At 41.2% G+C, this 26,929-nt stretch carries 27 protein-coding genes, 1 tRNA gene and 3 pseudogenes; 15 read left to right on the top strand and 16 right to left on the bottom strand.

The genetic code is table 11. The annotated features are described in order from the left end of the window. Positions 1-177 precede the first annotated feature (177 nt). Together KGMB01110_RS07850 and KGMB01110_RS07845 are read right to left on the bottom strand one after the other, a co-directional pair. A complete protein-coding gene (locus KGMB01110_RS07850) occupies positions 178-1,122 on the bottom strand; it encodes a ParB/RepB/Spo0J family partition protein (protein WP_024721697.1) in 945 nt (314 codons plus the stop codon). Next, entirely contained in the window at positions 1,079-1,903 is an 825-nt protein-coding gene (locus tag KGMB01110_RS07845; protein ID WP_024721698.1) for a ParA family protein, read from the bottom strand. Before KGMB01110_RS07845 ends, KGMB01110_RS07850 begins: the two co-directional genes overlap by 44 nt. Before the next feature lie 610 nt (positions 1,904-2,513). On the opposite strand from KGMB01110_RS07845, the gene KGMB01110_RS07840 reads away from it, so the two are divergent. After that, positions 2,514-2,735, top strand: coding sequence for a DUF3784 domain-containing protein (locus tag KGMB01110_RS07840; RefSeq protein WP_015573075.1), 222 nt, complete (start codon positions 2,514-2,516; stop codon positions 2,733-2,735). Positions 2,736-2,810: 75 nt separating this feature from the next. Here KGMB01110_RS07840 and KGMB01110_RS07835 read toward each other — a convergent pair whose 3' ends face one another. From KGMB01110_RS07835 to KGMB01110_RS16005, 5 genes and pseudogenes are all read right to left on the bottom strand, one after another. Then, complete coding sequence (locus KGMB01110_RS07835) at positions 2,811-2,999, bottom strand: hypothetical protein (protein ID WP_330418909.1); 189 nt, start codon at positions 2,997-2,999, stop codon at positions 2,811-2,813. A gap of 361 nt (positions 3,000-3,360) precedes the next feature. After that, a tRNA-Arg gene (locus tag KGMB01110_RS07830) sits at positions 3,361-3,431 on the bottom strand. A 679-nt stretch (positions 3,432-4,110) separates the two neighbouring features. Then, positions 4,111-5,172 (bottom strand): Fic family protein, encoded by a 1,062-nt coding sequence (locus KGMB01110_RS07825; protein ID WP_119297972.1) that lies wholly within the window; start codon positions 5,170-5,172, stop codon positions 4,111-4,113. A gap of 131 nt (positions 5,173-5,303) precedes the next feature. Continuing rightward, complete coding sequence (locus tag KGMB01110_RS16010; RefSeq protein ID WP_456299265.1) at positions 5,304-5,432, bottom strand: hypothetical protein; 129 nt, start codon at positions 5,430-5,432, stop codon at positions 5,304-5,306. Positions 5,433-5,452: 20 nt separating this feature from the next. Next, positions 5,453-5,647: pseudogene (locus tag KGMB01110_RS16005) on the bottom strand (site-specific integrase); the annotation flags it as partial. A 5-nt stretch (positions 5,648-5,652) separates the two neighbouring features. On the opposite strand from KGMB01110_RS16005, the pseudogene KGMB01110_RS14840 reads away from it, so the two are divergent. Further along, a pseudogene (locus tag KGMB01110_RS14840) lies at positions 5,653-6,279 on the top strand (IS256 family transposase); the annotation flags it as partial. Here KGMB01110_RS14840 and KGMB01110_RS07815 read toward each other — a convergent pair. The 8 genes and pseudogenes from KGMB01110_RS07815 to KGMB01110_RS15665 form a co-directional block, all read right to left on the bottom strand. After that, positions 6,224-6,547, bottom strand: coding sequence for an SH3 domain-containing protein (locus KGMB01110_RS07815; protein ID WP_119297971.1), 324 nt, complete (start codon positions 6,545-6,547; stop codon positions 6,224-6,226). The pseudogene KGMB01110_RS14840 and the gene KGMB01110_RS07815 sit on opposite strands and share 56 nt — an antisense overlap. A 308-nt stretch (positions 6,548-6,855) precedes the next feature. Then, positions 6,856-7,653: an HAD-IIA family hydrolase gene (locus KGMB01110_RS07810; RefSeq protein ID WP_119297970.1), complete on the bottom strand. Its 798-nt coding sequence runs from the start codon at positions 7,651-7,653 to the stop codon at positions 6,856-6,858. Between the two features lie 21 nt (positions 7,654-7,674). Beyond that, a complete protein-coding gene (locus KGMB01110_RS07805; RefSeq protein WP_119297969.1) occupies positions 7,675-9,222 on the bottom strand; it encodes an FGGY-family carbohydrate kinase in 1,548 nt (515 codons plus the stop codon). Between the two features lie 107 nt (positions 9,223-9,329). Continuing rightward, the gene (locus KGMB01110_RS07800; protein WP_119297968.1) at positions 9,330-10,463 is read right to left on the bottom strand and encodes a hypothetical protein; all 1,134 of its coding nucleotides are present in this window, start codon (positions 10,461-10,463) and stop codon (positions 9,330-9,332) included. Beyond that, positions 10,460-11,869: an FAD-binding oxidoreductase gene (locus KGMB01110_RS07795; protein WP_119297967.1), complete on the bottom strand. Its 1,410-nt coding sequence runs from the start codon at positions 11,867-11,869 to the stop codon at positions 10,460-10,462. The genes KGMB01110_RS07800 and KGMB01110_RS07795 overlap by 4 nt, the downstream gene beginning before the upstream one ends. A 41-nt stretch (positions 11,870-11,910) precedes the next feature. After that, positions 11,911-13,398: an iron-containing alcohol dehydrogenase gene (locus KGMB01110_RS07790; RefSeq protein WP_119297966.1), complete on the bottom strand. Its 1,488-nt coding sequence runs from the start codon at positions 13,396-13,398 to the stop codon at positions 11,911-11,913. Between the two features lie 15 nt (positions 13,399-13,413). Beyond that, entirely contained in the window at positions 13,414-13,983 is a 570-nt protein-coding gene (locus KGMB01110_RS07785; protein ID WP_119297965.1) for a glycerol-3-phosphate responsive antiterminator, read from the bottom strand. 181 nt (positions 13,984-14,164) lie between these two features. Then, positions 14,165-15,481, bottom strand: a pseudogene (locus KGMB01110_RS15665) (ARMT1-like domain-containing protein). Positions 15,482-16,254: 773 nt separating this feature from the next. Between KGMB01110_RS15665 and KGMB01110_RS07775 the strand changes: the two are divergent. From KGMB01110_RS07775 to KGMB01110_RS07750, 6 genes are all read left to right on the top strand, one after another. Further along, a complete protein-coding gene (locus KGMB01110_RS07775; protein WP_119297964.1) occupies positions 16,255-19,308 on the top strand; it encodes a VaFE repeat-containing surface-anchored protein in 3,054 nt (1,017 codons plus the stop codon). A gap of 178 nt (positions 19,309-19,486) precedes the next feature. Then, complete coding sequence (locus KGMB01110_RS07770) at positions 19,487-19,810, top strand: YdcP family protein (protein ID WP_117525532.1); 324 nt, start codon at positions 19,487-19,489, stop codon at positions 19,808-19,810. 15 nt (positions 19,811-19,825) lie between these two features. Then, positions 19,826-20,209, top strand: coding sequence for a YdcP family protein (locus KGMB01110_RS07765; RefSeq protein WP_117980758.1), 384 nt, complete (start codon positions 19,826-19,828; stop codon positions 20,207-20,209). Positions 20,210-20,305: 96 nt separating this feature from the next. Further along, the gene (locus tag KGMB01110_RS07760; RefSeq protein WP_119297963.1) at positions 20,306-20,908 is read left to right on the top strand and encodes a Type 1 glutamine amidotransferase-like domain-containing protein; all 603 of its coding nucleotides are present in this window, start codon (positions 20,306-20,308) and stop codon (positions 20,906-20,908) included. A gap of 73 nt (positions 20,909-20,981) precedes the next feature. Beyond that, the gene (locus tag KGMB01110_RS15040) at positions 20,982-21,377 is read left to right on the top strand and encodes a DUF6483 family protein (RefSeq protein WP_170141702.1); all 396 of its coding nucleotides are present in this window, start codon (positions 20,982-20,984) and stop codon (positions 21,375-21,377) included. Between the two features lie 103 nt (positions 21,378-21,480). Further along, the gene (locus tag KGMB01110_RS07750) at positions 21,481-22,872 is read left to right on the top strand and encodes an FtsK/SpoIIIE domain-containing protein (RefSeq protein WP_119297962.1); all 1,392 of its coding nucleotides are present in this window, start codon (positions 21,481-21,483) and stop codon (positions 22,870-22,872) included. Here KGMB01110_RS07750 and KGMB01110_RS07745 read toward each other — a convergent pair. Next, complete coding sequence (locus tag KGMB01110_RS07745; protein ID WP_005334884.1) at positions 22,864-23,064, bottom strand: helix-turn-helix domain-containing protein; 201 nt, start codon at positions 23,062-23,064, stop codon at positions 22,864-22,866. The genes KGMB01110_RS07750 and KGMB01110_RS07745 overlap by 9 nt on opposite strands. 108 nt (positions 23,065-23,172) lie before the next feature. Here KGMB01110_RS07745 and KGMB01110_RS07740 point away from each other — a divergent pair, with 108 nt between their 5' ends. The 7 genes from KGMB01110_RS07740 (at position 23,173) to KGMB01110_RS07710 (ending at position 26,823) form a co-directional block, all read left to right on the top strand. After that, positions 23,173-23,586: a hypothetical protein gene (locus tag KGMB01110_RS07740; RefSeq protein WP_119297961.1), complete on the top strand. Its 414-nt coding sequence runs from the start codon at positions 23,173-23,175 to the stop codon at positions 23,584-23,586. 220 nt (positions 23,587-23,806) lie between these two features. Next, complete coding sequence (gene mobT, locus KGMB01110_RS07735; protein ID WP_005423183.1) at positions 23,807-25,039, top strand: MobT family relaxase; 1,233 nt, start codon at positions 23,807-23,809, stop codon at positions 25,037-25,039. A gap of 3 nt (positions 25,040-25,042) precedes the next feature. Beyond that, entirely contained in the window at positions 25,043-25,177 is a 135-nt protein-coding gene (locus tag KGMB01110_RS07730) for a DUF3789 domain-containing protein (RefSeq protein ID WP_082413842.1), read from the top strand. Further along, complete coding sequence (locus KGMB01110_RS07725; RefSeq protein ID WP_004844214.1) at positions 25,174-25,395, top strand: hypothetical protein; 222 nt, start codon at positions 25,174-25,176, stop codon at positions 25,393-25,395. Before KGMB01110_RS07730 ends, KGMB01110_RS07725 begins: the two co-directional genes overlap by 4 nt. Positions 25,396-25,418: 23 nt before the next feature. After that, positions 25,419-25,892: an antirestriction protein ArdA gene (locus KGMB01110_RS07720; protein ID WP_179960482.1), complete on the top strand. Its 474-nt coding sequence runs from the start codon at positions 25,419-25,421 to the stop codon at positions 25,890-25,892. A gap of 15 nt (positions 25,893-25,907) precedes the next feature. After that, a complete protein-coding gene (locus KGMB01110_RS07715) occupies positions 25,908-26,303 on the top strand; it encodes a hypothetical protein (protein WP_118278883.1) in 396 nt (131 codons plus the stop codon). Positions 26,304-26,319: 16 nt separating this feature from the next. Further along, on the top strand, positions 26,320-26,823 hold the full coding sequence (locus KGMB01110_RS07710) for an antirestriction protein ArdA (protein ID WP_119297960.1): 504 nt from the start codon (positions 26,320-26,322) through the stop codon (positions 26,821-26,823). Positions 26,824-26,929: the final 106 nt, after the last annotated feature.

Genomic DNA, 26,929 nt, shown 5'->3' with positions numbered 1-26,929 from the left:
GCGATTGGCTGAACTTTTTATCGTAGCAGACATTTTGCTTTTGCTCCAAATGTGCGAACCCTTTTATAGACAGCTATATGTTATTAGAGATAGATATACTCAAGGGAGATAGAGTATATTTTTCAGCAGGTTAATAGCCGGTATATATAGGGGTTAGAGTGTGAGAAAGGGGGAAGGCTATCGGCTGTCACGGTCGGCTCTGCTTCGCAGAAACTTGTTGTAATGCTCCAATGCCTTGCACACAAAATCCTCCGTTTGGCTTATGGGAATATTCTTCGGGATAAGCTGTCGAACCCTATCGCCCCTCAAAACAATTTTCTCCCTTTGGTTTGGTTTTTCCTCCGACATAATCGCTTGGATTGCTTCGGTTGTGAGCTTGCCCTCCTCAAAGAACTTTCGCATACGGATTGTTTGGTCGTGGGACGGGGTTGCGTCGTTCAGGTCGATTTCATCAACCACATCACGCTGACTGTCCTCATCGAGAAAAGACAATTCAACCGCCGGTCGCATTTTAATTCGCCCCTCATCAACATATTCCAAAAGTTCGGGAACAAGGTTTGTAAGGCGAATATATCTGCGAACTTGGGTTTGACTGTCACCCGACTGCTCTCCAATTAGTTGTGCTGTTTCTTTTCCGCTTGACTTCCAACCCACTGGGTCGGAAGTTAGGTCTGTTCTTTTGCCTTGTCTGCTCAATGCTTCCAAACGCATTTTGTAGGCATAGGCTTTTTCCGAGGGAAGTATCTGCGACCTTTGGTAGTTGCTCTCAACCATTAAAATCGTGGCTTCGTCTCGGTTCAGTTCAACGACCTCACAACGGAGAGTATCAAACCCGGCAAGCTCACAGGCTCGCTTTCGTCTGTGTCCCGATATGAGTTCGTATCTGCCGTCCTCTTTCTGCCTTACCGTCGCCGGAGTGATTACCCCTCGTTCCTTAATACTCTCAATGAGCTGTGCCATATCCTCGTCATCACGCACCTTAAAAGGGTGGTCGGGGAAATCGTCAATCTCAGTCAAGGGAATATCTCGGATTTTTGAAAGTTTTTCTTCATCTCTCTGTTCCTGCGTCGAGAATAAGTCATCGAGCTTCGTGAGAGTGAAGTCGCTCTTTCTTCCTGCCATCGGCTAACACCTCCTTTGTAAATTCGGTGTACGCTTTTGACACCGTGCTGCCCGGTTCGTAGGCAAAAATGCTCTTGCCTTTGGAAGAAGTCTCTGCGGCTTTTACGGCAATCGGGATATATGTTCGATACATCTTGATTTGACTACCGAAGTTCTCTCTCAGAGCTTCTACCGTGCTTTTGGCGAGGTTGGTACGGCTATCCACCAAAGTGAGAAGCATACCGTCAATCTTTAAGCCCGGATTGATACGCTTCTTAACTCGTGAAATGGTCTGAACAAGCTGCGTCATACCTTTTGCCGGTAAATACTGAGCCTGAACAGGAATTATTACGCTGTCTGCCGCAGATAGAGCATTGATTGTTACCATTCCGAGGGAAGGCATACAATCTATTAAGATATAGTCGTATTTCTCCTTCACTTCGCTGAGATAGTTTCTCAATGCCGTCTCTCTGCTCATTGCGTTGACAAGGTTAAACTCCATTGCTGAAAGCTCAAGGTTTGCCGGAATAAGGTCAACACCTTCGTCGTGGTGCAGAATACCGACCGTAGGGTCATTCATCGTTTCATTTATGACATCTGTGAGTTTCGTTGCAAGCGTGATACCCAAGTTGTCTGTATCCTGCCAACCGAGACAAGTGGTTAAGTCGCCCTGTGGGTCTGCGTCTATGAGCAGCACTTTCTTTCCCTGCATTGCAAGACCGACGCCGAGGTTTACCGTAGTGGTCGTCTTTCCAACTCCGCCTTTTTGATTGCATATCGCAATCGTTTTGCAGTTCGACACTTTGTGCGTCCTCCTTTCGTGAAATTCATAGCCATCGCAGTATGGCTATGTACTTGACCGGCTCATTTCCTAACCGGTCGGGCAATATTTGTTCTCAACACCCCTTGCCGAGCAATAAGCTCACGGGAAGTCACTAAGGAACAGACTGCTAATCTGTATCATAGGAATTTCACCTCTGCCGGGTACTCCGCCAGCTCCGTAGAGAAGTATCATTATCCTTCTGACTGTCATCGCCGTAACAGGGGCAACCTGTTACCTATACCGGGAGTTCTCGCTGTTCTGCAATGCAGAAGTCACGGCGTACCCGATAAGGTGGCTAAAATCATCAGAATTAAAGTCTTAGTGAATGGTTTATTCAGTTGTCAAAATACAAGTGAAAGGGCTGACCTTTTCGTGGCTCGGAATTAACCCCTTCACTTGTTTGAAATGGGAGAGCGTTTTTGGGGGGTGTTTTTTCAAAATTTCTTGAAAATTTTTTTGCTAACAAAAAAAGCCACCTACTTTCCTCTTAATTGAGGTCAATAGACGGCGGGTAGAAATATTCATAATTTTGGTGTATAATAGGAAATTAAGAGAAAGACAAATTTGAATTTTTTGTGGAGGTGTTTATATGATATTCCTAAAGGTATTGGCTGTAGTTCTGGGATTGGCATTCCTTCTGTTTGGATACTTCATTTACTTTAAAAAGAAATACAATCTTATCAACGGTTTTGAGGCGGATTTCAAAGCCGGTCGGAAGAAAGAAGAATACGCAAAGAAAGTGGGAATGATAGAGTTTGTTGTTGGTATAGTTCTGCTTATCACAGGTGTTGCACTTATTCTGTTTGCCTAATAAATTCCAGTTTGTCTAACTTACTCTAAATTAGCAAAGACCGCTTACAAAAGTGTAGGCGGTCTTTATTCGTGTTCAGATATATTTGATTTTGAACTTTCTTTTCTTGGCTGAAAGCACCTTGCAAATAATATCATCTGCTGCGTCCGTGTATCTGCCTTGTGCTATCAGGCTGTTCTTCAAACGGATAAGTGATTGCAGCACTTCGCTGTATTCGTCCTTGGAAAGGTATAAATGATATTTTTGTTCTTTCAAAACAACCACCTCCTGTTACCGCAATTATATAATAAGAAATGGCATAGAAGTAGTGTGCGATTGTCGCTTGACCACCCCTAAATGAACGAATTAACAGGGTAACGAACGCCTTATTCATTAGCAGGAATTTTGCTCGAATTTTTCTGCCATTAGCAGAGAGGGCATTTTCATTAGCAAAATAGCGAAAATCCTGCTAATTTTTATTAGCAAGTCGTTCACCTGAAAGGCGGACGACATTCGTCCTAATTTCCATTAGCTGACGGAGATTTTGCTAATGAAAATCTGTGAATTTTACGATTTTTCACTTTTTCCGTAAAAATGAAAAAACGCCGGAAACCCTTGATTTTACTGGGTTTTCCGGCGGAGTTTTTGGCGTTCCCGAGGTGATTCGAACACCCGACCTACCGCTTAGGAGGCGACCCCTCTATCCTACTGAGGTACTGAGACGTATTTAATTGTAATGGAGCAATTTTCAAATTTATTTCATAAATCGCTTCCGAAAGGGGATTGCTCCACCTGACCCTTAGGAGGCGAGTGCTCTATCCAGCTGAGCTATGACGACACATGCCGCAAACCCTTGATTTTACTGGGTTTCTAGGATTTTCCCTTCGGCCATATATAAGATTATCAACTCTTTTTCGAGTTGTCAATCTACAGATTTTTTTGATTTGGTAACATTAGAACGTTCCCCAATTTGGGGAATGCTTTGTTGTCACCATTAGCATTTTTCAGAATAGATTCGAACTGAAAGTTGTTTTTCATTTTTTCCCTTTGGGGAATGCCTCGGCTTTCTCTTAGGAGAGCTCTGTGGTTCTGTCAATCCCTGTCAAGAACTGATATGTTTAGCCTTTTATTATCAAGGACTTTTTTTATTTTCGAATCAAATTCTAGTAATCTGAATACCCTTTCTGTCAAGACCAGATAAGACCTGAAAATTAGCAGATTCTTTGCAGCTGCTAACATCCGGGGAAAGCTCTGTTGTTACTGACAGATATCATATACCGGCTACCATCCCCTTACAAGCGGGAATGATAAACAATATTCAATTGACCAGATTTCTATTATTACTATACAACGTTGTTGTTGATTTGTCTATGGTATTTCGACCACGACAGCCGATTTAAATACGAACATATCCAGTTGCCGGTCCGGCACCTACTTTTGCGATATATCCACTTTTAACCAGTTCCGTCAGGGTCCTTTCTACAGTTACCTTGCTTATATCCGGACATAACTCCATGATTTCTTTTTTGGTAATTTTTCCTACCTTATTATCAATCACTGTCTTTATACGATCCGGCTTTGAAAGGCTTCTGTTTTTCAGGTGCTCTACACGCCCCTCAAACTCACTGTATGCTTTCAGAATAATTCCCAGATAATATTTTACAAATGACTCATATCTGTTTTCATTCTCGTGCCATCCATTGGAACTTTCCTGTAATGCCTCATAATAAGTTTCTTTTGTCTTTTCAATCAGCATTTCAATACTGACATACTTTCCGACAATATAACCGGCTTTATAAAACAAAAGAAGTGTTAACAGGCGGCTCATTCGTCCATTTCCATCATTAAATGGATGAATACACAGAAAGTCAAGAATAAACATAGGGATAAGAATCAACTTATCTATTCGATCTGCATCCCATGCTTCCAGAAAATTTGTACAAAGTTCATTCATAGCTTCTGGAGTCTGAAATGCCGGCACCGGGATAAAACGCGCTTTCTGATGACCTTCTGCATCTGTTTCTGCAATTACATTATCCGAATTTTTATAATTTCCACCAGCATTTCTTCCGGAATATGAGTATAAATCCCGATGCAATTGTAAAATAATATTTGGTCTCGGATTAATATACTCATAACTTTCATGGATAGTGGTAAGAACTTCCCGGTATCCGGATATTTCCTGTTCAGACCGGTTACGCGGTTCGGCTTTCTGTCTTACTAATTCTTCCAAACGTTTGTCGGTAGTATAAATACCTTCAATCCTGTTAGAAGCCCCTGTACTTTGAATCAAAGCAACTTCCAGCAGAGTTTTCAATTCGTCTATATTGGCTTCAAGGAACAATTCCTGCTTACCTTTATGCTCATGAATGCTTCCGACCATCTGAACAATTTCAGGTTTTAGAAATTGCTCCGGAGTTTTTATATAATCAAAACTTCTCATCGAAATCTCCTTCATTTTAATATTATCTTCATCATTTTACCATCAAATGACGGTGATATCAATTAGCATGATGGAGATATATTTTTAACATTCCTTTTAACGAAACCCATTTTTTCACTAAAATTACACTATTTTTTCACTATTTTTCACTTCATTGTCTTCGCAAGTGGCGTAAGAAGTGCTGCCATCTCAGGATTATTAAGGACCTTTGCAAGCAGTTCTGCATCCACACCTTCCGGAACCGTTACCGTATTTTGTGCTGTATTCGGATGCATCTGCGGATCCAGATTTTTTTCTCATAAAATGCTTCTTCAAACAGCTCTGCATTTTTCTTCCGGTCGTCATCCAGGATATGGGAATATACATCCGTAACCATGCTGACCTGAGCATGTCCGGAGTCGCCCTGAACTGCCTTGATATCTCCACCATTCAGTTTCAGCTTATAGGTAACACTGCTGTGTCTGAGACTGTGGAAAACAACCGGTGGGAGATCATAGGTGTATCTTTCACGTATTTTGCCAGGTGAAACGCTATACCACTTCCAGGCCGAACACGCAGACAGGAATGGAACTTTATAGTTTAGCCAAAAATCTGTTAAAAATCGAGAATAAACAAGAAGCAGGGAGATGGATAGAACGTTTTATGACATGGATAAAAAGGCATCAGGTATTTCTTGATGAAATGACAATCGATGAGCATGGGAACAAACGCCCAAACCATGAAAGGTTATTGAAGGCAGAAAGATCTCTCTTGAAACTGATCCGGGAAAACACACTTTTTACATATCTGGATGAGGCGATGCATTCTTTTTCTGCACCTTCTATGAATAATCGAATAGAAGGAGGGGTGAATGCAAGACTTCGGGAAATGTTGAGAAATCATAGGGGATTATCAATAGAACGGCGAATAAAAGCTGTTTATTGGTGGTGTTACATGCACTCTCCGAAGCCACTTCCCTTGTCTGAAATCATAAAAGTTATGCCTACAGATCAAAGCATTACCGCTATATATCAAAGGATGAACGAAAAGCATCGATTAGAGAAAACGCTTTCTATTTGGGGCGATGCTATTGTTTGGAGTGACTTACATAAAAAGGACAAAACGTTTGTTGAATGGGATTAGCCATCAACACGTTTTGTCCTATAACCCGATATTTCACTTTGGTCCAGCTTCCACTGGTTCCGTAACTAGTCACTTTGGTTCCTTTACTATAAGTTCCCACTTTTGCACTGCTGGTAGACGCTGCCTTCCGGATGTTCAGAGCTGACGCTGTAACATATTTTGTCGTTGCCGCCTGCACATCCTTGGACTCCACTGTCATAATCAGACCAAAAATCAGGCATCCTAAAGCGAAACCATTAAAAAGATAATGTGTAATTGTTTTCTTCATGTGTCCTCCTTTTATGCTATCCCATAAGAAAGCATTTTCTGGATAGATATTCCCATTTCTTAATACCAATTTTAACACACGAACCCATTTTTGTAAACATTTATTATTATATTTGTAACATTTATGTAATATTTTCCATCAGTTCCCGCATTGAAAAACAGAGACACCCGGATTTATGCTTGCTTAAAGATCTGGGGGCTCTGTTTTTCGATGGGTGAAGCGCCCTTTTATGAGCAAAGTTAGCTGCACTGCAGCGGGAAAGCGCCGTCCGGCGCCTTTGCGAATGAATGTGGGCGCTCCTTTTAAGTTTATGACAAATAAGATGACATCTCATACAGAGAATCGAAGATGCAGGTTGGAACTACATCAGATTCTTCCACTGTTTTCATATCGGCTTCTCCAGTCAATACTAAGAAGCCTTTCGCACCGTTGTTTACACCAGTGGCAACATCGGTATAAATACGGTCACCGACAAATGCAATTTCATCTACACTGCATCCAGTCTTTTTCAGCACCATATCCAAGGTTTCCTTACAAGGTTTTCCAAGGAATTTTGGGTTCACACCTGTAGAGGAAATGATTAAATCACACATGGCACCACAGTCAGGAATAAATCCGTCTTCTGTCGGACAATTGGTATCCATATGAGTCGCTAAAAATGGTACACCTTTTCTGATATAATTACAGATTCTTTCCAGTTTTTCATAAGTCAATGTTTTGTCAAAGCTTTGAATCACCACATCCGGATCATCCACAACCAATTGAATTCCAGCCTCTAAAAAGCTTTGTTCTAACAGGGGGGTCCCGTTCAGATAAACTCTTTTTCCCGGGTAGAAGGTTTTCAGATACTCAATGGTAACGTCTCCTGCTGTAAGAACGGTAACATTTTCCGAATCCATTCCCATTTTCGCAAGCTTTGTCTTATAAAATGATCCGATTCTGGACGCATTGTTGGTAAAAAAGATAAAATCTCTTCCGGTCTCTTTTACCTTATCAATAAATTCTAATGAACCTTCAATCAGCTGATCGCCCAGATAAAATGTGCCGTCCATATCCAGAACAAACATTTTCACATCGGATAAAACCCTTTGTTTTAATTCATTCATATCGAGCCTCCTCAAATAGAATTATTTGTTCAATGCTGTTTTTACCAGATCTTCATAAATGCCTGCACTGCTTAATGCCTGATAGGATTTTTTATAAAGTTCAAAATACTTATTGTATAATGCATGGTTTTCCATATTTGGTTCATAGACTTTTTTCCGTTTCAGCATTTTATCTACTGCCTGTTCTACATCATCAAAAAGTCCTGCGCCTAAAGCTGCTAAAATAGCTGCGCCTAATGTGGTTGCTTCTTCAACATCCAGAGAGGTACATGGCTTTCCGTAAATATCAGCCTGAATCTGACACCAGACAGCTCCCTTTGAACCGCCGCCGCTTAAGCAGATTTCATTTACAACCATTCCGTTTGAAATCATTCGGTCAATAATTTCACGTGCTTCAAAAGTAACACCTTCTAAAATGGCTCTTGCCATGTCAGCCCGTCCATGTCCCAGGTTAAATCCAACAAAGGTTCCTCTTGCAAATGCATCCCAGTTCGGTGCTGCAGAACTTGCCAGATATGGAAGGAAAATCAATCCGTTACATCCAGGTTCTACCTGTTCGATCTGTTCATCGATCAGATCATATACATCCAGTCCTTCTGCTGCTGCCTTTTGTGCTTCCGGGAATGCAAATTCATTCCGATACCATTTGAATGCTGCACCAGCTGCGTTCTGAAGGCCTTCACTTTCCCATTTTCCTGCAATTGCGTGAGCTGCACATGGCATCTTCATAGATGGATCCAGATTTGCCTGTCCCATATAACCTAATGTAACACCTGCGGTACCCATTGTTACTTCTATGACACCGTCTTTAATAGCACCTGCTCCAATTCCTGCACACTGCTGATCTCCGGCACCGGATACAAGAAGTGTTCCTTCTGCGAAACCGGTTAACTCAGCCGCTTCTTTGGATACTTTACCTAATACTTTTCCGGAAGGAACCAGTTGTGGAAGTTTATCCGGGTCAATTCCCAGCTGTTTTGTCAGTTCCACATCCCATTCAAATTTGCGGATATCCATCAGTCCATACAAAGAACCATTGGACCAATCCTGATAATATCCTTCCACGCCCAGATTATGTAACACACGTTCCTGATCCAGAACAAAAAGATATGCATTTTCATAAATTTCAGGTTTGTGTTTTTTCCACCACATAATCTCTGTTACGGATAATACGGTTCCTAAAGGATAACCTGTAATTTCATAGAATTTTTCTTCTCCCACGATACGTTTGATATCTTCCACTTCTTCGAAAGAACGGGAATCCTGCCAGGATATTGCATCACAAAGAGGATTTCCATCTTTGTCAATTGGAGTAACGGTACATCTCTGAGTAGAAAGACCGATTGCTACGATTTCTTTTGGATCCAGACCTGATTTTTCAATTGCTTTTTTACTTGTTTCACAGGTGCGCTGCCAGGTCATATTTCCATCCTGTTCAACCCAGCCTGTCTGTGGGAAAGTACATGGATACTCGGAATAAGTACTGGAAATTGCAGTTCCGTCCATATCAAAAATCATTACCTTTACGCCTGTTGTTCCAATGTCGATGCCACATACATACTTACTCATAATTACTTCTCCTTTTTTATTATTTTATCTGCTATGAGTATCCCCCACCTGCTGTTTCAGGCTTGATGCATACTTGGCAACAGGTTATCCGTATTACATTCTCCCATTTAATTCATTACGCTGAAATAATACGCAACATTTTCTTTGCCATAGCCATTTTTCAACAGCATATGATATGCATATGGATCACATACTACTAGCTTTTTAAAATGTGTTTTTTTGATTTCTGCCAGACTTCTTTCATAGATAGCCTTTTGGAATTCTGGCTCTGTCATCACTGCTTCATATTCTGCACATAACGGCGGTGTCCAGATTCCAACTACATTCTTTCTTTTCTCCCCTTCTACCTGTGGTAAAAATTCCGGGCAGTTTAAAATCGGTGTTTCTTTTTCTGCCTTTGATAATTGATTCAGTTTTACCGCCTTTTTGGCATATCTGGTATAAAAACTTCCTCCATATACATAATCATTCTGAATTCGAAAATCATCTGCAAGATCCAGAATGGAAATAAATTCGATGTCTGTCTGAAGATCCAGATAGGAAAGCATTTCGGTAAACAGGTACTGACTTTGTCCTGTTAAAGTAATCATTTGATGAAATCCTTGTTTTTCCCATTCTGCAATTAAATCTTTTACTACTTTAATTCCTTCCTCTACAAGTCCTGCTGCCAGATAATCAAAGCCGGTAAAATATGGTCCGATTTCTTCTGATACACAGATATTCTTTTTCTGTAAAAATGCACCCAGCTTTTCTTTTTCTTTTGCTGCATAGACAAAAGTTGCTTCATCCAGCAATAAACCTGTCCGGATGTTTTTGGATAACGGAAGCACTTTTTTCCATTCTTCCTCTTCCTCTTTGGAGCAGTTTAAATAATGTCCATCGTTTTTTTCTACTTTTTCTTTTAACGCTTCAGCGTCCTGGGTGTGATATCCTTTCTTTAAAAACATCTCTCTTCCAAGGATGACACTTAACAAATATCCTTCCGGTTTTTCTCCAAAATTCTGCCACCGCTCTCCCTGGCCGGATAAAATCGGTGCAAAAGCCAGATCTGCATTTTCTTTACTATCTTCCAACTCTCCAAGATAAACTGCCCTGATAATCTGAGCCGTTCTGGACGGGTAATTTCTCATCTTTCCGGTAACCAGATACTCCGGACAATAGGTCACAGCCTGATCCATATGAATCACCTGATGATTTAAAATATCCATGATATCCGGGGTTTCAAACGATAATTTTCTCATAATCCAAGCACTCCTTTATTTATGATTCCATCAGGATCCAGGCTGTCCTTTAATGCCTTCATCACATAAACGCCTGCTTCTCCATGTTCTTCTTTTAAGTATTCTGCTTTTGCTGTTCCAACACCATGATGATGGGATACATTTCCGCCATATTTCAAACTGGTACGGATGGCAAGATCCAGACAATCTAAATATCTTTGTTCTCCATCTTTGTCATCGCCATTTGTTTTTGCATGGAAAATTACATAAACACTTGCGCCATTATGATAAACATGGGAGAAATGGCAGTCTACTACTTCACAAAGAGGCTCTAATGCTTTTCTCATCTCTCTCCAGACGGTTTCAATACAATCCCATGGAGCTGCCACTTCAATGGCATCTGCTGTTCCGCCTTTGATGGCATCATAATCCAGCATTTTTTTCGTAGAGAAACGGCTTTCCAGCCATTCTACCGCTGATTTTTCCCCTTTATCTCTTCCGTAATTGGCCAGACAGATTTCTTTGGTCAATTTTGCTTCTAACTCTGTCATCTCTTTGCATCCTTCAAACACAAGGATTAAAAGAGTGAATCCTTTTTCAAAACCATACTGGGCAATTTTATGGGTTGCTTCTACTTCATCGTAAAGTCGTACCACTGCAGGTCTTAACCCTTTATGCATAAAGCTTCGGATTGCATTTAATCCATCGTGGGTAGATGGGAAAGTATAGGCCTGGAAAATTCTTGTTTCAGCAATTGGGTAAATCTTCATTTCTACACTGGTGATCACACCATACACACCTTCGCTTCCGAGGAAAATCTGATTCAGTTCCGGACCGGTAGAGCGCTTTGGCGCCGCATGGGATTGATAGATTTGTCCATCCGGTAAGACCACTGACATTCCTGTTACCATATCATCCATTTTTCCGTATTTTGTAGAAAATGTTCCGATTGCTCTGGTTACTGTCATACCGCCCAAAGTAGCACTCTGGAAAGACTGAGGATACTGTCCGCAGGTATAACCATGTTCATTTAACAGATTTTCAAACTCTGCTCCGGTAAGGCCGGCACCGCCTCTTGCTGTTCCATTCACAACATTGATGGAAAAGTCTTTCAATCTTTTTACATCAATAATAATCTCCCCATTATATGGGATAGAGCCGCCTACGATTCCGCTGCCACCTCCATAAGGAATGATATGAATCTGATTTTTTCTTGCCAGTTGTACAATTTCGCTAATCTCCTGTTCATTTTCCGGCACAAGAACTGCCTTGGATATGTAAGGATATTTTCCCTGCAAAAGCCATTTATATTCTCGTGGATAACAACCATGGGAATAGATCAAACAGTCTTCCGGGCTTGTTAAAATATCGGTTCCCTTACAGACTTTTGTTACTTCTTCTATAAACTCCGTCCATCTTTCATTCATCGTCCTTTTTCTTCCTTTCCAATGATATTTTTCTGCACAGATTAATTTCGAACCTCTTCAATTGCTGCCATTACTTTGGCCACCACCTGATCTTCCCATGCCTGATCATATAAGCCCAAAAATCCAACTAAATCAGCTGTTGTAAATCGTTTTCTCATGAGTCGGGCATTTCGAAGCGCCCAGCGCATTCTCTTTTCTTCAATCGGCACTTTCATTTCTGTTGGCATCAGTGGATGTCCAAACAAAGATAATGCTTTTGCGCAGTCTTTTACTGTATATGGAAGCAGTGTCCGGAAAGTATTTCTGTATTCTTTCCAGTTTTTCAGAAATTCTTCCATCTTACTTCTTGCATTTTCCCAGCCATGGAGTTTTTGTTGGTAATCATGCCAGCACTCGGCACCCATTGCATCTGTTTCGTCCACATCATGGAAAACTTCCATAATATGCTGATGCATTTTCTCTTCTTCCGGATAACATCCATCCAGGGAAATCGAATCATAATTCTGATCCAGATAATCGGTTAACATTTCAATCTGTGCCAATGACCATAAAATGCTGACTCCTACCTGTTCTCCATGCAAACCGGTTGCTCTTCCATTGGCTGCCGCACTCATATCCAGCATATGACTCATCACATGTTCATAACCGGATACCGGAACCGAATCCCTTGCAAATGTCATAGAAAGTCCACAAAGAGTCAGACATTTACTCAATACTTCAATTCCGTCTAACTCTCCCTTTGCAATTTCACCGGCATAAGGAATTAATAAGTCTCTGGCATCATCCAGAATTCTCCAGGAACCATCCAGGAAATTTGCAAGGCCTAGGGTGTCTGCCAGATACCAGTCAGTAAAAGAGCAAAACAGAGGGAATAAGTCTCCCGCACCTGCAATGTTATATTCTTTCGGACAGTCTCTTAAGATTTTATAATCCATAATAATGATATGAGGAAGTCTGGAAGGCCAGGTTCTTTTTACACCGTCTTTGGAAATAATAGAAGAACGGGAAGAATAAGCCGGAACAGAATCTGCTGTCATACAGGCAATGAGTGGAATCTGTCCTGCTTCTTTATGCTCTTCATACCACAAAAAACTGGAATGTTTCGACAAATCAGTTACAACACCGGATCCTACTGACACAATGGCGCAATTTTCATGAAGATGAGGAAGAATCTGTTCAATCGTCTCAAAATCAGGATGAACCTGTCCGTTCTTATCTCCTTTTAAGACAATCTCTTTCCACTGATAACCGCTTTCTGTCAAAATATCCTTGACCAGTGGTTTCACTTTTTGGTCTCCACGTACCATTTCCACCTCATCCATGATAACCAATATTTCCTGTTCCTGTGTCACGCCAAGAAAGCGCAGAGCATCCGGCAGCATATAAATCGCATTCTGTCCGCATAACACCTGTTTCAGTTCCATTTCAGGCAATTTTTTTCTGTCAGACCATCTGGAAATCTTTTTTTCCAACCCTTCCATATCTGCAACATCATATTTAAATATCGGAGGCGGTAATATATTCATCATTTTTTTGCTCCTTTCTTAGAAAGACCATAATTTCTGATCACTGCAAACAATGTTGGATGCTCCTTCTTTCAACAGTTTTTCCACTTCATCTTTTCCTGCAATTAAGCCGCTGGAAATCACCGGATATGGAATTTCTTTGCTTACTTTTTTCACAATGGGATGTAAAATCCCCGGAGTAAGTTCCACAAAATCAGGATTAGACGTATGAACAAGTTTTAATCCACTTTGCAGTGCCTGAAAGTCTGTGACAAACAGTCTATGCACCGTCACCAGTTTTTCCTGCTTCGCCAGCTTTAAAATATGTACTCTGGTCGACTGAACTCCTGAAATCCCCAGAGTTTCTTTTGCAAAATGTATTCCGCTTGCATCTTTTCCGATTCCTTCTACCAGATCCATATGGAAAAAGACAACCATTCCCTGTTCTTTTGCTTCCTGGATTTTCTTTCTGCATTTAAATACATCTCCTCCAACCATAAAGATAATCTTTACTTTAGAGTGAAATGCAGCCTCAAAGTCGTCCAGTGTCCGTACCGCCGCAATCACCGGATATTCCATAAATTTTTTCCGTATTGCTGTTGTGATCATAGTGTTACTCCCTTTAAATCGATTTAAAAAATGGTACAAAAAAAGCCACAAAATACCTCTAGTACGTATTATGTGGCTTCATCTTCTCTGCCCAATATGAATTTGAAACGTCTCTACATGTTGTATTTTACAACTTTTTTGTGATATTGTCAATATCCTTTGTGGATTTTATAAAGAAAAATCAACATTCTTCCACAAACATTCCGGTCAGTTCCGGAACCCCAAATCGCTCTGTAAATTGATCACATTTACATAAGAAGGTAAAGAAAATATGTCTTCCCTGATTGGATAAGGATTCATAATTCCCCTGACCCTTTGACAAAATCACATCCGCATGGTCCAGCAATTCCTTTGCTTCTTCAGAAAGCAATTCATACACCGTTCCCGGTACCGGTTTTCCATTGGAAACGACTTCTGCAACCTGATCCATTCCTACATAAATAGCATCTTCTTTTGTCGCATCATTCAGAACTTCGCCGCCTCGCACCATAACTGCTACTTTTAATTCAGGAAATCTTTCCTTCAGTTGTTCTACCAGCAGTTTATCTAATACAATCTCTCCGCAATTATCTGCCAGCAGTAAAAAAGTCTCTGCCTTCGAACATTGATCTAAAAAAGACTGATACGTGATTTCGTCCGATTCACTTATCTGGACTTTTGAAAATAATTCTAAAAAAATATCACTGTCAACCTGAGTCATGGCTCCAAAATCAATATAATTTCCAATATTTGTAAATGTGACTCTTGTTATTTCTCCTTTTTTTATTTCACTGAGAATTTCCTGCATCTTTTCTAAGGTCAGCTTTCCATCTTTGCTCAATTTTTTTATTCGCTGTGCCTGAGAAAGAGAGGGCACTGACTGAGCATAATCCATGGCTTCGATTAGCTGTTTTTGTTCCTTTTCGTTTAATGCTGCCAGTTCAACTGCCGGATTGAAGGAAATCAGTTCATCGTCTAACTGCTGTAAAAGCTCTGGAATCAGGTTCGTAAGAGTAATATATCTTTGCACCTGCTTTGGACTTTCACCTGTTTCTTCTGCGATAATTTCCACTGTTCTCTTTCCTTTTAAATTGTGGTCGATTTGGCTACGCGGTCTTCCAGCAGTCCCTTTCATAGCATCATTTTTCATTTTGTAAGCAAAAGCTTTCTCACTGTAACTGATCCGTTCCCTTTGAAGATTAGCATCCACCATTTTTATAATGGCTTCCTCATCGTTCATAACTCGAATGATCACAGGCACTTTCCGATATCCAAGTTGCTATGCCGCATATTTTCTTCTGTGACCAGAAATGATTTCGTATGCACCATCTGGTACCGGCCTTACGATCAACGGATTCAATACACCGTACTGTTTTATGCTGTCCTTCAGGAGATGCATTTCCTTATCGTCATTCACTTTAAAAGGATGGCCTTTAAATGATCTGAGTCTTTCAATCTCAATTTCTATGACTTTCTCATCCTCAAACAGCCTGTTTGATTCGTTTTCTTTTCCTGCCATTGAACTCCTCCTTTTCCTGTAATCCAAACTAAAAAATGCCCGTTCAGATTAGATTCTTATATTTGAATCTGATCCAAACGAGCATCCCGTTTGCCATTAGCTACAGCTAATGAAATATTCTATTGTTTCAGCTAATAGATGTTTGCAGAAGTTCCTTTCAGCAAAGGATTTTTCTCCGTTTTACCCTGTTTTACATCCCCGATCTGAGGTTTCAACAGGAACGAACCCCGATGTTAGCAGGAAGTCCATTTTTTCCCGTTTGCAAAACAGCATTTTTGATTAGCTGCCAGCTAACGAAAATTACTTCAAATTAGCTGGAAATTCATTCCCTGCCTGCCTTTTCTTATCTCATCGAAAAGAAAAAAAGCGGCTCATGATATAGCATTTTCTGCTAATCATTACCGCTTTTTTAGTAACCGTCCCCTGCGGGAATCGAACCCACAGCTAGCGCTTAGGAGTTCCCTGTGGCGGTTAGTATGCAGTAGTTCGATTATCCTGTAAGGGACGTTTAACGCCCCAAAAAGCGGAAAAGGGGCTTGCACAACGACTCTGTTAATAAACTCTAATATTCAATTATATCCTTTAGAGTGTTAGCAGGCTGTTAGCAAACCAACCACTTTTTCGGGAATTACTGATAATTTGTTACAATCGTATTTAAAATCATTTATCACATGGAAACAAGATACCCGTTAGGTTGAATTTAATTAAGTTAAAGGCGTTCAATAAATGAGCGTCTTTTTTCATACCCAAAATCGAAAGGAGAAAGAGAAAATATGAATAAGCTAGTAAAGCGATTGCTGACAGGAACGCTTGCTTTTGCAACCATTCTTACGGCATTACCAGTGACGGCGGTTCATGCTTCCGGCAATCAATACTGGACAGAATCAGCAGAACGTGTCGGCTACATTGAACAAATTATGAATGACGGTTCTATTAAATCCACGTTCCATGAGGGACACATGAAAGTTGAGGGCGAAACTGCCTACTGCGTGGACATCAATACTAATTTCAAGAATGGATATAAAACAAGGTCTGACGCAAGTACACGTATGAGTAGTGATCAGATTGCGGACGTTGCTCTTTCCTTAGAGTACGTCAAGCAATATACCGCTACTCATACAGGGCTGAATAACAACCAGAAGTATTTGCTGGAACAATGTGTTGTCTGGCAGAGATTGAGTGAACAGCTCGGCTGGCAGTGCGACAACGTCAGAGCTTCCTATAATGAAATCTCACAGGCAGTACAGAATGAAGTGTACGCTGGTGCGAAAGCATTTGTGAAAGCAAATAAGGGACGCTATGAATGTGGCGGTTACATTTACACTGGCGAAGGACAGGACATCGGACAGTTCTGGGCGAAGTTAAATGTGGGAAATGCAAAGGTCAAAAAGACTTCTTCCAATCCCACTGTCACAGATAGCAATGCCAATTATTCTTTTGAGAGTGCGACATTTGGTGTCTATTCTGATAAGGGCTGTAACAGCCAGCTTGCCACACTTACTGCCGATGGAAACGGCGATACCAAAGAAGTTGAGGTAAAAGCTGGAACAGTTTACATCAAAGAGCTTTCTGCTCCAAAAGGTTACAAGCTGGATTCTACTGTCCATGCCTTAAATGTGGAAGTTGGAAAAACAGCGACTTTGACTGTTGCCGACACTCCAAAAGTCACAGAAACTTTGATTGATTTATTCAAAATCGACATGGAAACAGGAAAATCCACTCCACAGGGAACTGCTTCTTTAGAGGGTGCAGAGTTCACATGGAGCTATTATGACGGTTACTACAATGCAGACAATCTTCCTGCAAAGGCTACCCGTACATGGACAACCAAAACCGTTGCCGAAAAAGACAGTGACGGAACTATCCATTATGTATCCAGACTTGCCGACAGCTACAAAGTATCCGGCGACAGCTTCTATACACAGGACGGTAAAAATGTACTGCCACTTGGTACACTCACTGTCACAGAAACAAAAGCACCAAACGGCTACTTATTAGATGGTGCATATATGCAGGCTGACGGAAGTTCCGAACAGATTAAGGGAACGTACCTTACACAGATTTCCGAAGATGGCGAACTTGCCGTACTTTCTGGAAGCAACCAATATTCCGTATCCGACAAGGTTATCCGTGGCGGTATGAAAATCCAGAAACGTGACCTTGAAACAAAGGATACCAAAGCACAGGGAAGTGCGACCTTACAGTACACAGAGTTTAACATCATTTCCTTAAATGACAGTCCTGTACTGGTTGTGGGAAAATTATACAACAAGAATGAAACCGTAAAGAAGATTCAGACAGGCATTGACGGAATTGCTTCTACTTCTGCCGACTTGCTCCCTTACGGAAATTACAGATTAGAAGAAAGCAAAGCACCAGAGGGCTACTTGACAGATGGTGCAAAGGCAATCGACTTTTCTATCACGGAAGATGGAAAAATCGTGGACTTGACCGACAAATCCCACTCTGTCTACAACCAGATTAAACGTGGCGATATTGAGGGTGTAAAAATCGGTGCAGGTACACACAAACGTCTTGCAGGTGTTCCATTCAGAATTACAAGCAAGACAACGGGAGAATCCCATATTGTAGTTACTGACAAAAACGGTCAGTTCTCTACTGCTTCAAGCTGGGCTTCCCACAAGGTCAATACCAATGCCGGAAAATCCAGTGAAGACGGTGTATGGTTTGGGACATCTGAACCAGACGACAGCAAAGGTGCATTACTCTATGATACCTATGTGATTGAGGAATTAAAGTGTGATTCCAACGCCGGATTTAAGCTGATTCCAGCCTTTGAGGTGGTCGTATCCAGAAATAAAGTGACCGTAGATTTAGGGACACTGACCGATGAATACGAAAAAGAAATCACAATCCATACCACAGCTACCGACAAGAAAACAGGCGAAAAAATGATTGTTGCCGGAAAAGACATCAAGATCGTGGACAAAGTCACACTTGATGGCTTGGAAACAGGCAGAAAATATAAACTTTCTGGCTGGCAGATGTTAAAGGAAGAAAACGCCGAACTTCTGATTGACGGGAAACGTGTAGACAGTGATTACACTTTCACTGCTGACAGCGAAAAAATGACGGTTGAGATTACTTACAGTTTTGATGGTTCAGCTCTTGGCGGTCAGAACCTTGTTACCTTTGAGGAATTGTACGATATGAGCAATCCGAAAGAGCCTGTCAAGGTTGCCGAACATAAGGACATCAACGATGATGGACAGACCGTTCTTATCACGGAACGTATCATCAAAATCCATACTACCGCTACGGACAAGAACGGCAAGAAAGAAATCGAAGCCGGAAAAGATGTAACGATTGTGGATAAAGTCACATTAGATGGTCTGGAAGTTGGAACAAAATACAAACTTTCCGGCTGGCAGATGTTAAAAAAGGAAAATGCAAAACTTCTGATTGATGGAAAGAAAGTATCCAATGATTATGAGTTTACAGCCGACAATGAAAAAATGACAGTTGAGATTGCCTTTACCTTTGATGGTTCTTTTCTTGGTGGCAAGAGCCTTGTCACATTTGAGGAATTATACGATATGACTAATCCAGACGAACCAAAGAAAGTGACGGAACATAAGGACATCACAGACGATGGACAGACTGTGACAATCAAGGAAGTGCCGGAAGTACCAGACACACCAAAGGATACCGACACGCCGGATACACCATCTACGATTACTAAGACAAGTAACAGTCCAAAAACAGGCGACAATACCAATATCTATGCTTATCTTGTCATGCTCAGTCTTTCCTGCGTAGGGCTTGGCGGTATGCTTTACTTCAAACGCCGTAGAAAGAAATCATAAGGCGGTAAGGTAGCGGTTGGTAGAGCGTTCAAGGTCGCCACCCTTTTTGCAACTTCACGCTCCCGTGAAGCACTTGGTTTACAGGAGCGTGAAGTCCACTAGGGGCGTGGGGAGTGTAGCTCCCCACAACGTACAGCAGGAAAGAAACTAAAACTGAAAGAAAAGAGGTCAATTATTTATGGAATTAAGATTTGTCGTACCAAACATGGAAGAGACTTTCGGGAACTTGGAGTTTGCCGGAGAAAACACTACGGAACAGCAGAGAATCAACGGGCGTATGGCTGTCATTACCAGAAGCTACAACCTGTATTCCGATGTGCAGAGAGCCGATGATGTAGTTGTGACACTTCCTGCCAAAGCTGGCGAAAAACATTTCTCGCCGGAGCAGAAAGTAAAACTTATCAACCCACGTATTACTACCGATGGGTATAAAATCGGGGAACGTGGATTTGTCAATTATATCCTGCTTGCAGACGATATGTTACCAGCAGAAAGTAAATAAGGAGGTATTCAGATTATGAGATTAGCAAATGGAATCGTTATTGATAAAGAAAAGACTTTCGGAGTGTTGAAGTTCTCCGCATTACGCCGTGAGGTTCATGTACAAAATGAAGATGGAACGGTAAGTGAGGAAATTAAGGAACGTACCTACGATTTGAAATGCAACACACAGGGACGCATGATACAGGTATCCGTTCCAGCAACTGTGCCGTTAAAGGACTATGACTACAACGCCGAAGTGGAACTTATCAACCCTGTGGCAGATACGGTAGCCAATGCAAATTACCGTGGTGCAGATGTGGACTGGTATGTAAAAGCAGACGATATTGTTTTGAAGAACAAAGGCACTCATGCCGGAAATTCACAGAACAATGCTCCACAGCAACCGCCGAAGAAATAAGTTCATAACTTAGATTTTCTGTTGTACGGGTCGTATATAATTGATATAATGTGCTTATCTAATCAAATCGTAATTTATATATAAAGGAGAATATTGATGAAACTGTTTTTATGTTCGCACTTTTCAAGTGTAGGAAGTCTGATAAAGGAAGAAATTGAAAATAAAAAAGTCGCATTTATTCCAACAGCTTCGCTGTGTGAAGGCTACATCGGTTATGTCGGCTCGGCTCGAAAATTATTCAAAAAGTTGGGAGCAATCGTAACTGAAATTGATATTTCAACGGAGGCTTATTCAACGATACAGTCTGTTTTTGAAGATGCGGATGTGATATATTTTACCGGCGGAAATTCTTTTTTCCTTATAGACCAGCTCCGTAAAACGGGAACGGATGAGCTGTTGAAGAAAGAATTGGCAAAGGGAAAACTGATGATTGGTGAATCGGCAGGTGCGATTATATGCGCTCCAAGCATCCAATATATCGAGCAAATGGATGAAAAGCCGGAGGACTACTCACAAGAAGATGATGCAGGGCTTGATTTGATTGATTTCTATGTTCTTCCGCATTATCTTACAGCACCATTTAAGAAAGTTACCGAGAAAATAATGACTGAGTTTTCGGATTTGAATCTATGCCCAATTAACAACCGTCAGGGAATTGTAATTGATGGTGAAGGTTCAAAGGTTATTTGCAAAGAATAATTTGAAAATTCCAGTTTTATAAGTTAGCTTATATGTTCCAAACAATTAAACCAACATTTAAGGAGATGGGAAAATGAATTTTACCGATGAAAAAGATTACATCATGCGAATGATAAAAGAAATGGTAAGAGTATTATTTTCATTAGCCTTTGGGAAAAAGTATGTTTCTGTTGAACTTGAAAAAGAAAACAAGTATGAAGTATCGGGAAAAAATTTGAAAATTTTTCTTAATATGATTGATTTAGGACAGATTAACGAAGCAGAGAACATACTTTTAGATAGCATTGACTATACAAACAAAAACGAAGTAATGGCGGTGGCTCTTTTTTATCAGTACCTTAGTGAAAAAGATAATCAGTTTTTGGAAAACAACAATTATACAAAAGAAGAAGTGCTTTCTGGTTTCAAACAATTACTTATGAAATCGGGATATAGCGATTTGCTTTATTTGCTCAAATATAATGAGTAATACAGAATTAAAAAATCAGCCTTTATAATTTTATATTTATATTCACAAAGCAGTTAGTCTACATGATTGACTGCTTTTCTTACGTCCAAAGAAAGGAGTTTATATGAAAGTATGGCAAAAACCTAAAGGTAACAGGATTCATGCCAGTGATAAATCGCTGGTCTATCATTTCTGTATCGGCTGGCTGTTGCTCCTGTTCGTTGCGGTGTTCCTGCTACTGAATCTGCGACAGCTTCTTGTTACCAACTGGAAAGATTTTAACCTGCTCCATGCCGGAATTACTTGGACTGCCTACAATTCCATTACGGTTCTGATAGCGACTGGTGTTTGTGCATTGGTCGCTTTTCTCTACTACCGTTATGGATATGACCGTATCAAGCGGTTGCTACACAGACAAAAACTGGCTCGCATGGTGCTGGAAAATAAATGGTATGAAGCGGAGAACACCAAAGACAGCGTTTTTTTCACTGACCTGCAAAGCAGATCAAGAGAAAAAATCGTGTGGTTTCCGAAAATTTACTACCAGATGGACAATGGATTGCTCCATATCCTGTGTGAAATTACAATGGGAAAATATCAAGAACAGCTCCTGTCCTTAGAGGATAAACTGGAATCGGGACTGTACTGTGAGCTGACCGACAAGACACTGCATGACGGCTATATCGAATACACCCTGCTCTATGATATGATAGCGAACCGTATTTCGATTGATGAAGTAATTGCCGAAAACGGCGGTCTGCGGTTAATGAAAAATCTGGTGTGGGAATATGATTCACTTCCCCATGCCCTTATCTGCGGTGGTACAGGTGGTGGAAAGACCTATTTTCTACTGACCATCATTGAAGCACTGCTTAGAACCAATGCAGATTTATATATTCTTGACCCGAAGAACGCTGACCTTGCAGATTTGGGAACGGTTATGGGAAATGTCTACCACACGAAAGACGATATGATTGACTGCGTCAATACCTTTTATGAGGGCATGGTCACACGCTCGGAAGAAATGAAACTGAACCCGAACTACCGTACAGGAGAAAACTATGCCTATCTGGGACTTTCTCCACAATTCCTTATCTTTGATGAATATGTGGCTTTCCTAGAAATGCTCACAACAAAAGAAAGTACCGCCCTGTTAAGCCAGCTAAAGAAAATCGTCATGCTTGGCAGACAGGCTGGCTATTTTCTGATTGTGGCTTGCCAGCGTCCAGACGCAAAATATTTCGGGGACGGTATCAGAGATAACTTTAACTTCCGTGTGGGGCTTGGTCGCATGAGTGAACTTGGTTACGGTATGCTCTTTGGAAGTGATGTGAAAAAACAATTTTTCCAGAAGCGAATTAAAGGGCGTGGATACTGTGATGTGGGAACAAGTGTCATATCAGAATTTTACACTCCCCTTGTACCCAAAGGCTATGATTTCTTGGGTACGATTGGGGAACTTGCAGAAAGGAGAACAGAAAAAAAGGCTCTCGAGCAATCCGAAGCCTTACTTTAATTTCAAGATGTCATTAGGTGTGCAGTCCAGATATTCACACAACTTTGCTAAGATGGAGAAGTCGATTCTGGTTACTTTATTTTTGCAGTAGTTGTTGAGCTGTGTCCTCTGTAAATTACAGGCTTCACAGACTTTATTTTTACTGATATTCTTTTCTTTGAGAAGATTTTCTAAATCCATGTACACTGTCATTTTTGTTTACCTCGTTCTTTTAATCAAATTATAAATATAGCTGTATTGAAAAATAAGCTGTTTTGCTCTACACTTGTACTGTAATACAGGTGTACGGAGGAAATTAAAATGATAAGAAAACGGACAATAATTATAGTAATCACTATACTTCTGCTCTTGGCAGGAATCCTGTTTTACCTGCAATGGGGACGACAGATGGACGTATCTTCTTCGTCTGGCTCTGGCTCTGATAACCATTATGAGCTACGGGTGTCGGTCATACTCAACACTTTGGTCGTGACCGATCAACAGAAATGTGCGGAACAAATATTTGAAAAATGCAGGGACAACTCTTTTCACAGTGTCCGTTTCAGTTATGATATTCAGATTCCCCACGCACTTTCTGTTACGGTCTACAAGAACCAGAAAGACGCTGAATCCGGCAACTCGGCATTTAGCTTTTCCTATCGGCAGGAGAACCAGATAGACGGCACATACAATATTGTGGACAATCCAGAAAAATTTACTCTGGAAATGGAATGATTGCACACATAAGGCAGGACGGACAAGTGGCGTGCGAAGCGAAAGCCACAGGTACGGACTAGCCTTGCTGGTGTGGCGGTAGCCACGCCAGCATATATCAAGCCCCTCGGTATCTAACAGAGGGGCACAAATCACAAGGAAACATACACAAAAGTTACCGATTCTTGGCTGAAATCAAGCGTTTGGTAGCTTTTTTTACTGCTGTGACATCGGATATAAAATGTCACAGTTTTTTCGTAAAGGGGGTATCGCACTGAATGATACAGAGTGGATACAGGATTTTGCAGACAGGCGTTTGCAGTACGGTGTATCCCAGACGAAACTTGCGGTCATGGCTGGAATCAGCCGTGAACATTTAAGCCGTATCGAATCCGGCAAGGTGGCAGTCACAGAAGAAATGAAAGTAAAACTTTTGGAAGCTCTGGAAAAATTCAATCCAGAAGCACCGCTTACCATGCTGTTTGATTATGTGAGGATACGGTTTCCGACACTGGATATTGGACACATCATCAAAGATATTTTACAGCTCAATATTCAATACATGATACATGAGGACTTCGGGCATTACAGTTATACAGAACACTACTACATCGGAGATATTTTCGTATATACTTCTCCCGATGAAGAAAAAGGTGTCCTGCTGGAACTGAAAGGAAAAGGCTGTCGCCAGTTTGAAAGTTATCTGCTGGCACAGGAACGGAGCTGGTATGACTTCCTTATGGACGCTCTGGTGGACGGCGGTGTGATGAAACGTCTTGACCTTGCCATCAATGACCATACGGGAATGTTAGATATTCCAGAACTGACCGAAAAATGCCGGAATGAGGAATGTGTATCGGTGTTCCGTTCCTTTAAGTCCTATGCTTCCGGCGAACTGGTCAAGCATGAGGAACAGGACAAGGCTGGTATGGGGTATACGCTTTATATCGGCTCATTGAAAAGTGAGGTGTACTTCTGTGTTTATGAAAAAAGCTATGAGCAGTACATCAAACTTGGGATTCCCATTGAGGAAGCACCGATAAAAAACAGATTTGAAATACGGTTAAAAAATGAACGTGCTTATTATGCTGTCCGTGACCTGCTGACTTACTATGACGCTGAACGGACGGCATTTTCTATTATCAACCGTTATGTACGCTTTGTGGATAAGGAAGCAGACAAGAAACGGAGCGACTGGAAATTATCTGTCCGTTGGGCGTGGTTCATCGGGGAAAACAGAGAGCCGTTAAAGCTCACGACCAAACCTGAACCCTACACACTGGACAGAACCCTACGCTGGATTCAACGGCAGGTTGACCCGACACTCAAAATGCTGGAAACAATCACAGCGAAAACAGGGATTGATTATCTGAAAGAAATCCGTAAATCCACGAAACTGACGGAAAAGCATTACAAGATAATTGAACAGCAGACCACATCTACCGAAGATGTGATTTTGGAAAAGGAGAATTGAAAAATGCAACGATTATTATTTGACTTCCTGCTCTTCTCTTTAGGGGGAACAGTTGGCGTGATTGCCATGTGTATTTTACAGGCTGGCAGACAGTCTGACCGAAAAATGATGGAACTGAAAGGAGAAAAGAAAGCATGAATTTTGGACAGAACCTTTATAACTGGTTTTTAAGCAACGCACAGAGCCTTGTGCTGATGGCGATTGTTGTTATCGGTATCTACTTGGGATTCAAGCGTGAGTTTTCCAAACTCATCGGATTCTTGGTAGTTGCCTTAGTAGCCGTTGGTCTTGTATTCAATGCGTCCGGCGTAAAAGACGTATTGTTACAGTTATTCAATAAGATTATTGGAGCGTAAAGCCTATGGAAGAATGTAGCGTATTGATTGAAACGACCAAATCAGCAGAGGATAAAACCTCTCGCTGGTTTGATTTACCTATTGATTATGAACTGTTCCGTGACCTGCTCGGTGTGGAAGCTGACAGTAAAGATTATCAAATCACAGACATGAAGCTCCCTTTTGCTGGCGACATTGTAAGGACAACATCTGTCAGACGGTTAAACAAGCTGTACTTTACTTACACGGATTTATCGCCAGAAGTTCAGCAGGCATACAAAGAGTTGATTCCCTATTGTGGCGGTGTAGAGGATTTATTGCAGAAATCCGAAGAATTTCTGTTTTATCCAGAGTGCCACAACATCATGGACGTTGCCCGTTACCGCTTGGAGCATAACATTGAATTTTCTGCTCTCTCCGAAAAGGGAAAGAAATATTTTAATCTGGAAGCCTACGCCCATGAGCTGGAAGAAAAAGGACGTTATGCCCTCTGCAACAACGGCATGTTCAAACTTTGACAGGTGGTATTGCTTATGGCAGAAATGAAAGTATTTGTTATCAATCTTGATGAACAGGAAAAAGATACAGGCTGTGCATGGTTTACACTTCCCTGCAACATAGAAGCATTAAAACAATCCATTGGCTTACCGCCGGACAGTGACCGTTATCTTATCAGTGATTATGATTTCCCTTTTGAAATCCTGCAAGATACAGACCTTGACCTGTTAAACAATATCTGCCTTGCGATTTCGGAGAGTGAAATCCCACCCGAAGATATACCTGCAATTCAAAGAGAATGGTTTCCAAACCTGCAAGAGCTGGAAGCCGGACTTTGCAATATTACATACCATCGGAACTGTTCGGATATGGAAGAACCATCAGAACGGTTCTTGTGTGTGCATGGCAGATTTTATGAATACAATGAGTGAAAGGAAGTGACCGCTTATGATTGATGATATGCAAGTCTATATAGCCAACCTTGGCAAGTACAATGAGGGAGAACTGGTCGGGGACTGGTTCTCTTTTCCATTGGACGAAGAAGTGATTGTAGAACGTATCGGCTTAAATACGGAGTACGAAGAATACGCAATCCATGATACGGACAACTTCCCGATGGAGATTAGCGAATATATCTCCATTTCGGAACTGAACCGTATCTATGAGCAGTTGGAAGAATTACCCGATTACCTGCTGGACGACTTGGAAAGTTTCGTGTCCTGCTATGGAAGTCTGGAAGAACTGGTGGAGCATAAGGACGACATCATTCTGTATTCCGGCTGTGAAACAATGACCGATTTAGCCTACTATCTGATTGATGAAGAACAGGTACTCGGAGAAATCCCGTCCTCTTTACAGAACTATATCGACTACGAAGCCTACGGGCGTGACCTCGATATAGAGGGGACATTTATTGCAACAAACGCTGGTATCTGTGAGGTACTGCGTTAAGGGCTGGCAGATCAGCACCGCCACTGGTGCTACTGTCAGCTTTTCTCTTGGGGACAGTCTGTTAAATCCGGCTGTCCCTGTTGTTATGAAAATGAAGAAAGGAGTT

The organism is Mediterraneibacter butyricigenes, from assembly GCF_003574295.1.
GTDB classification, from domain to species: Bacteria; Bacillota; Clostridia; order Lachnospirales; family Lachnospiraceae; genus Mediterraneibacter_A; species Mediterraneibacter_A butyricigenes.
The sequence above is the reverse complement of the archived record's forward strand: the minus strand, read 5'-3'. Positions and strand labels throughout refer to the sequence as shown.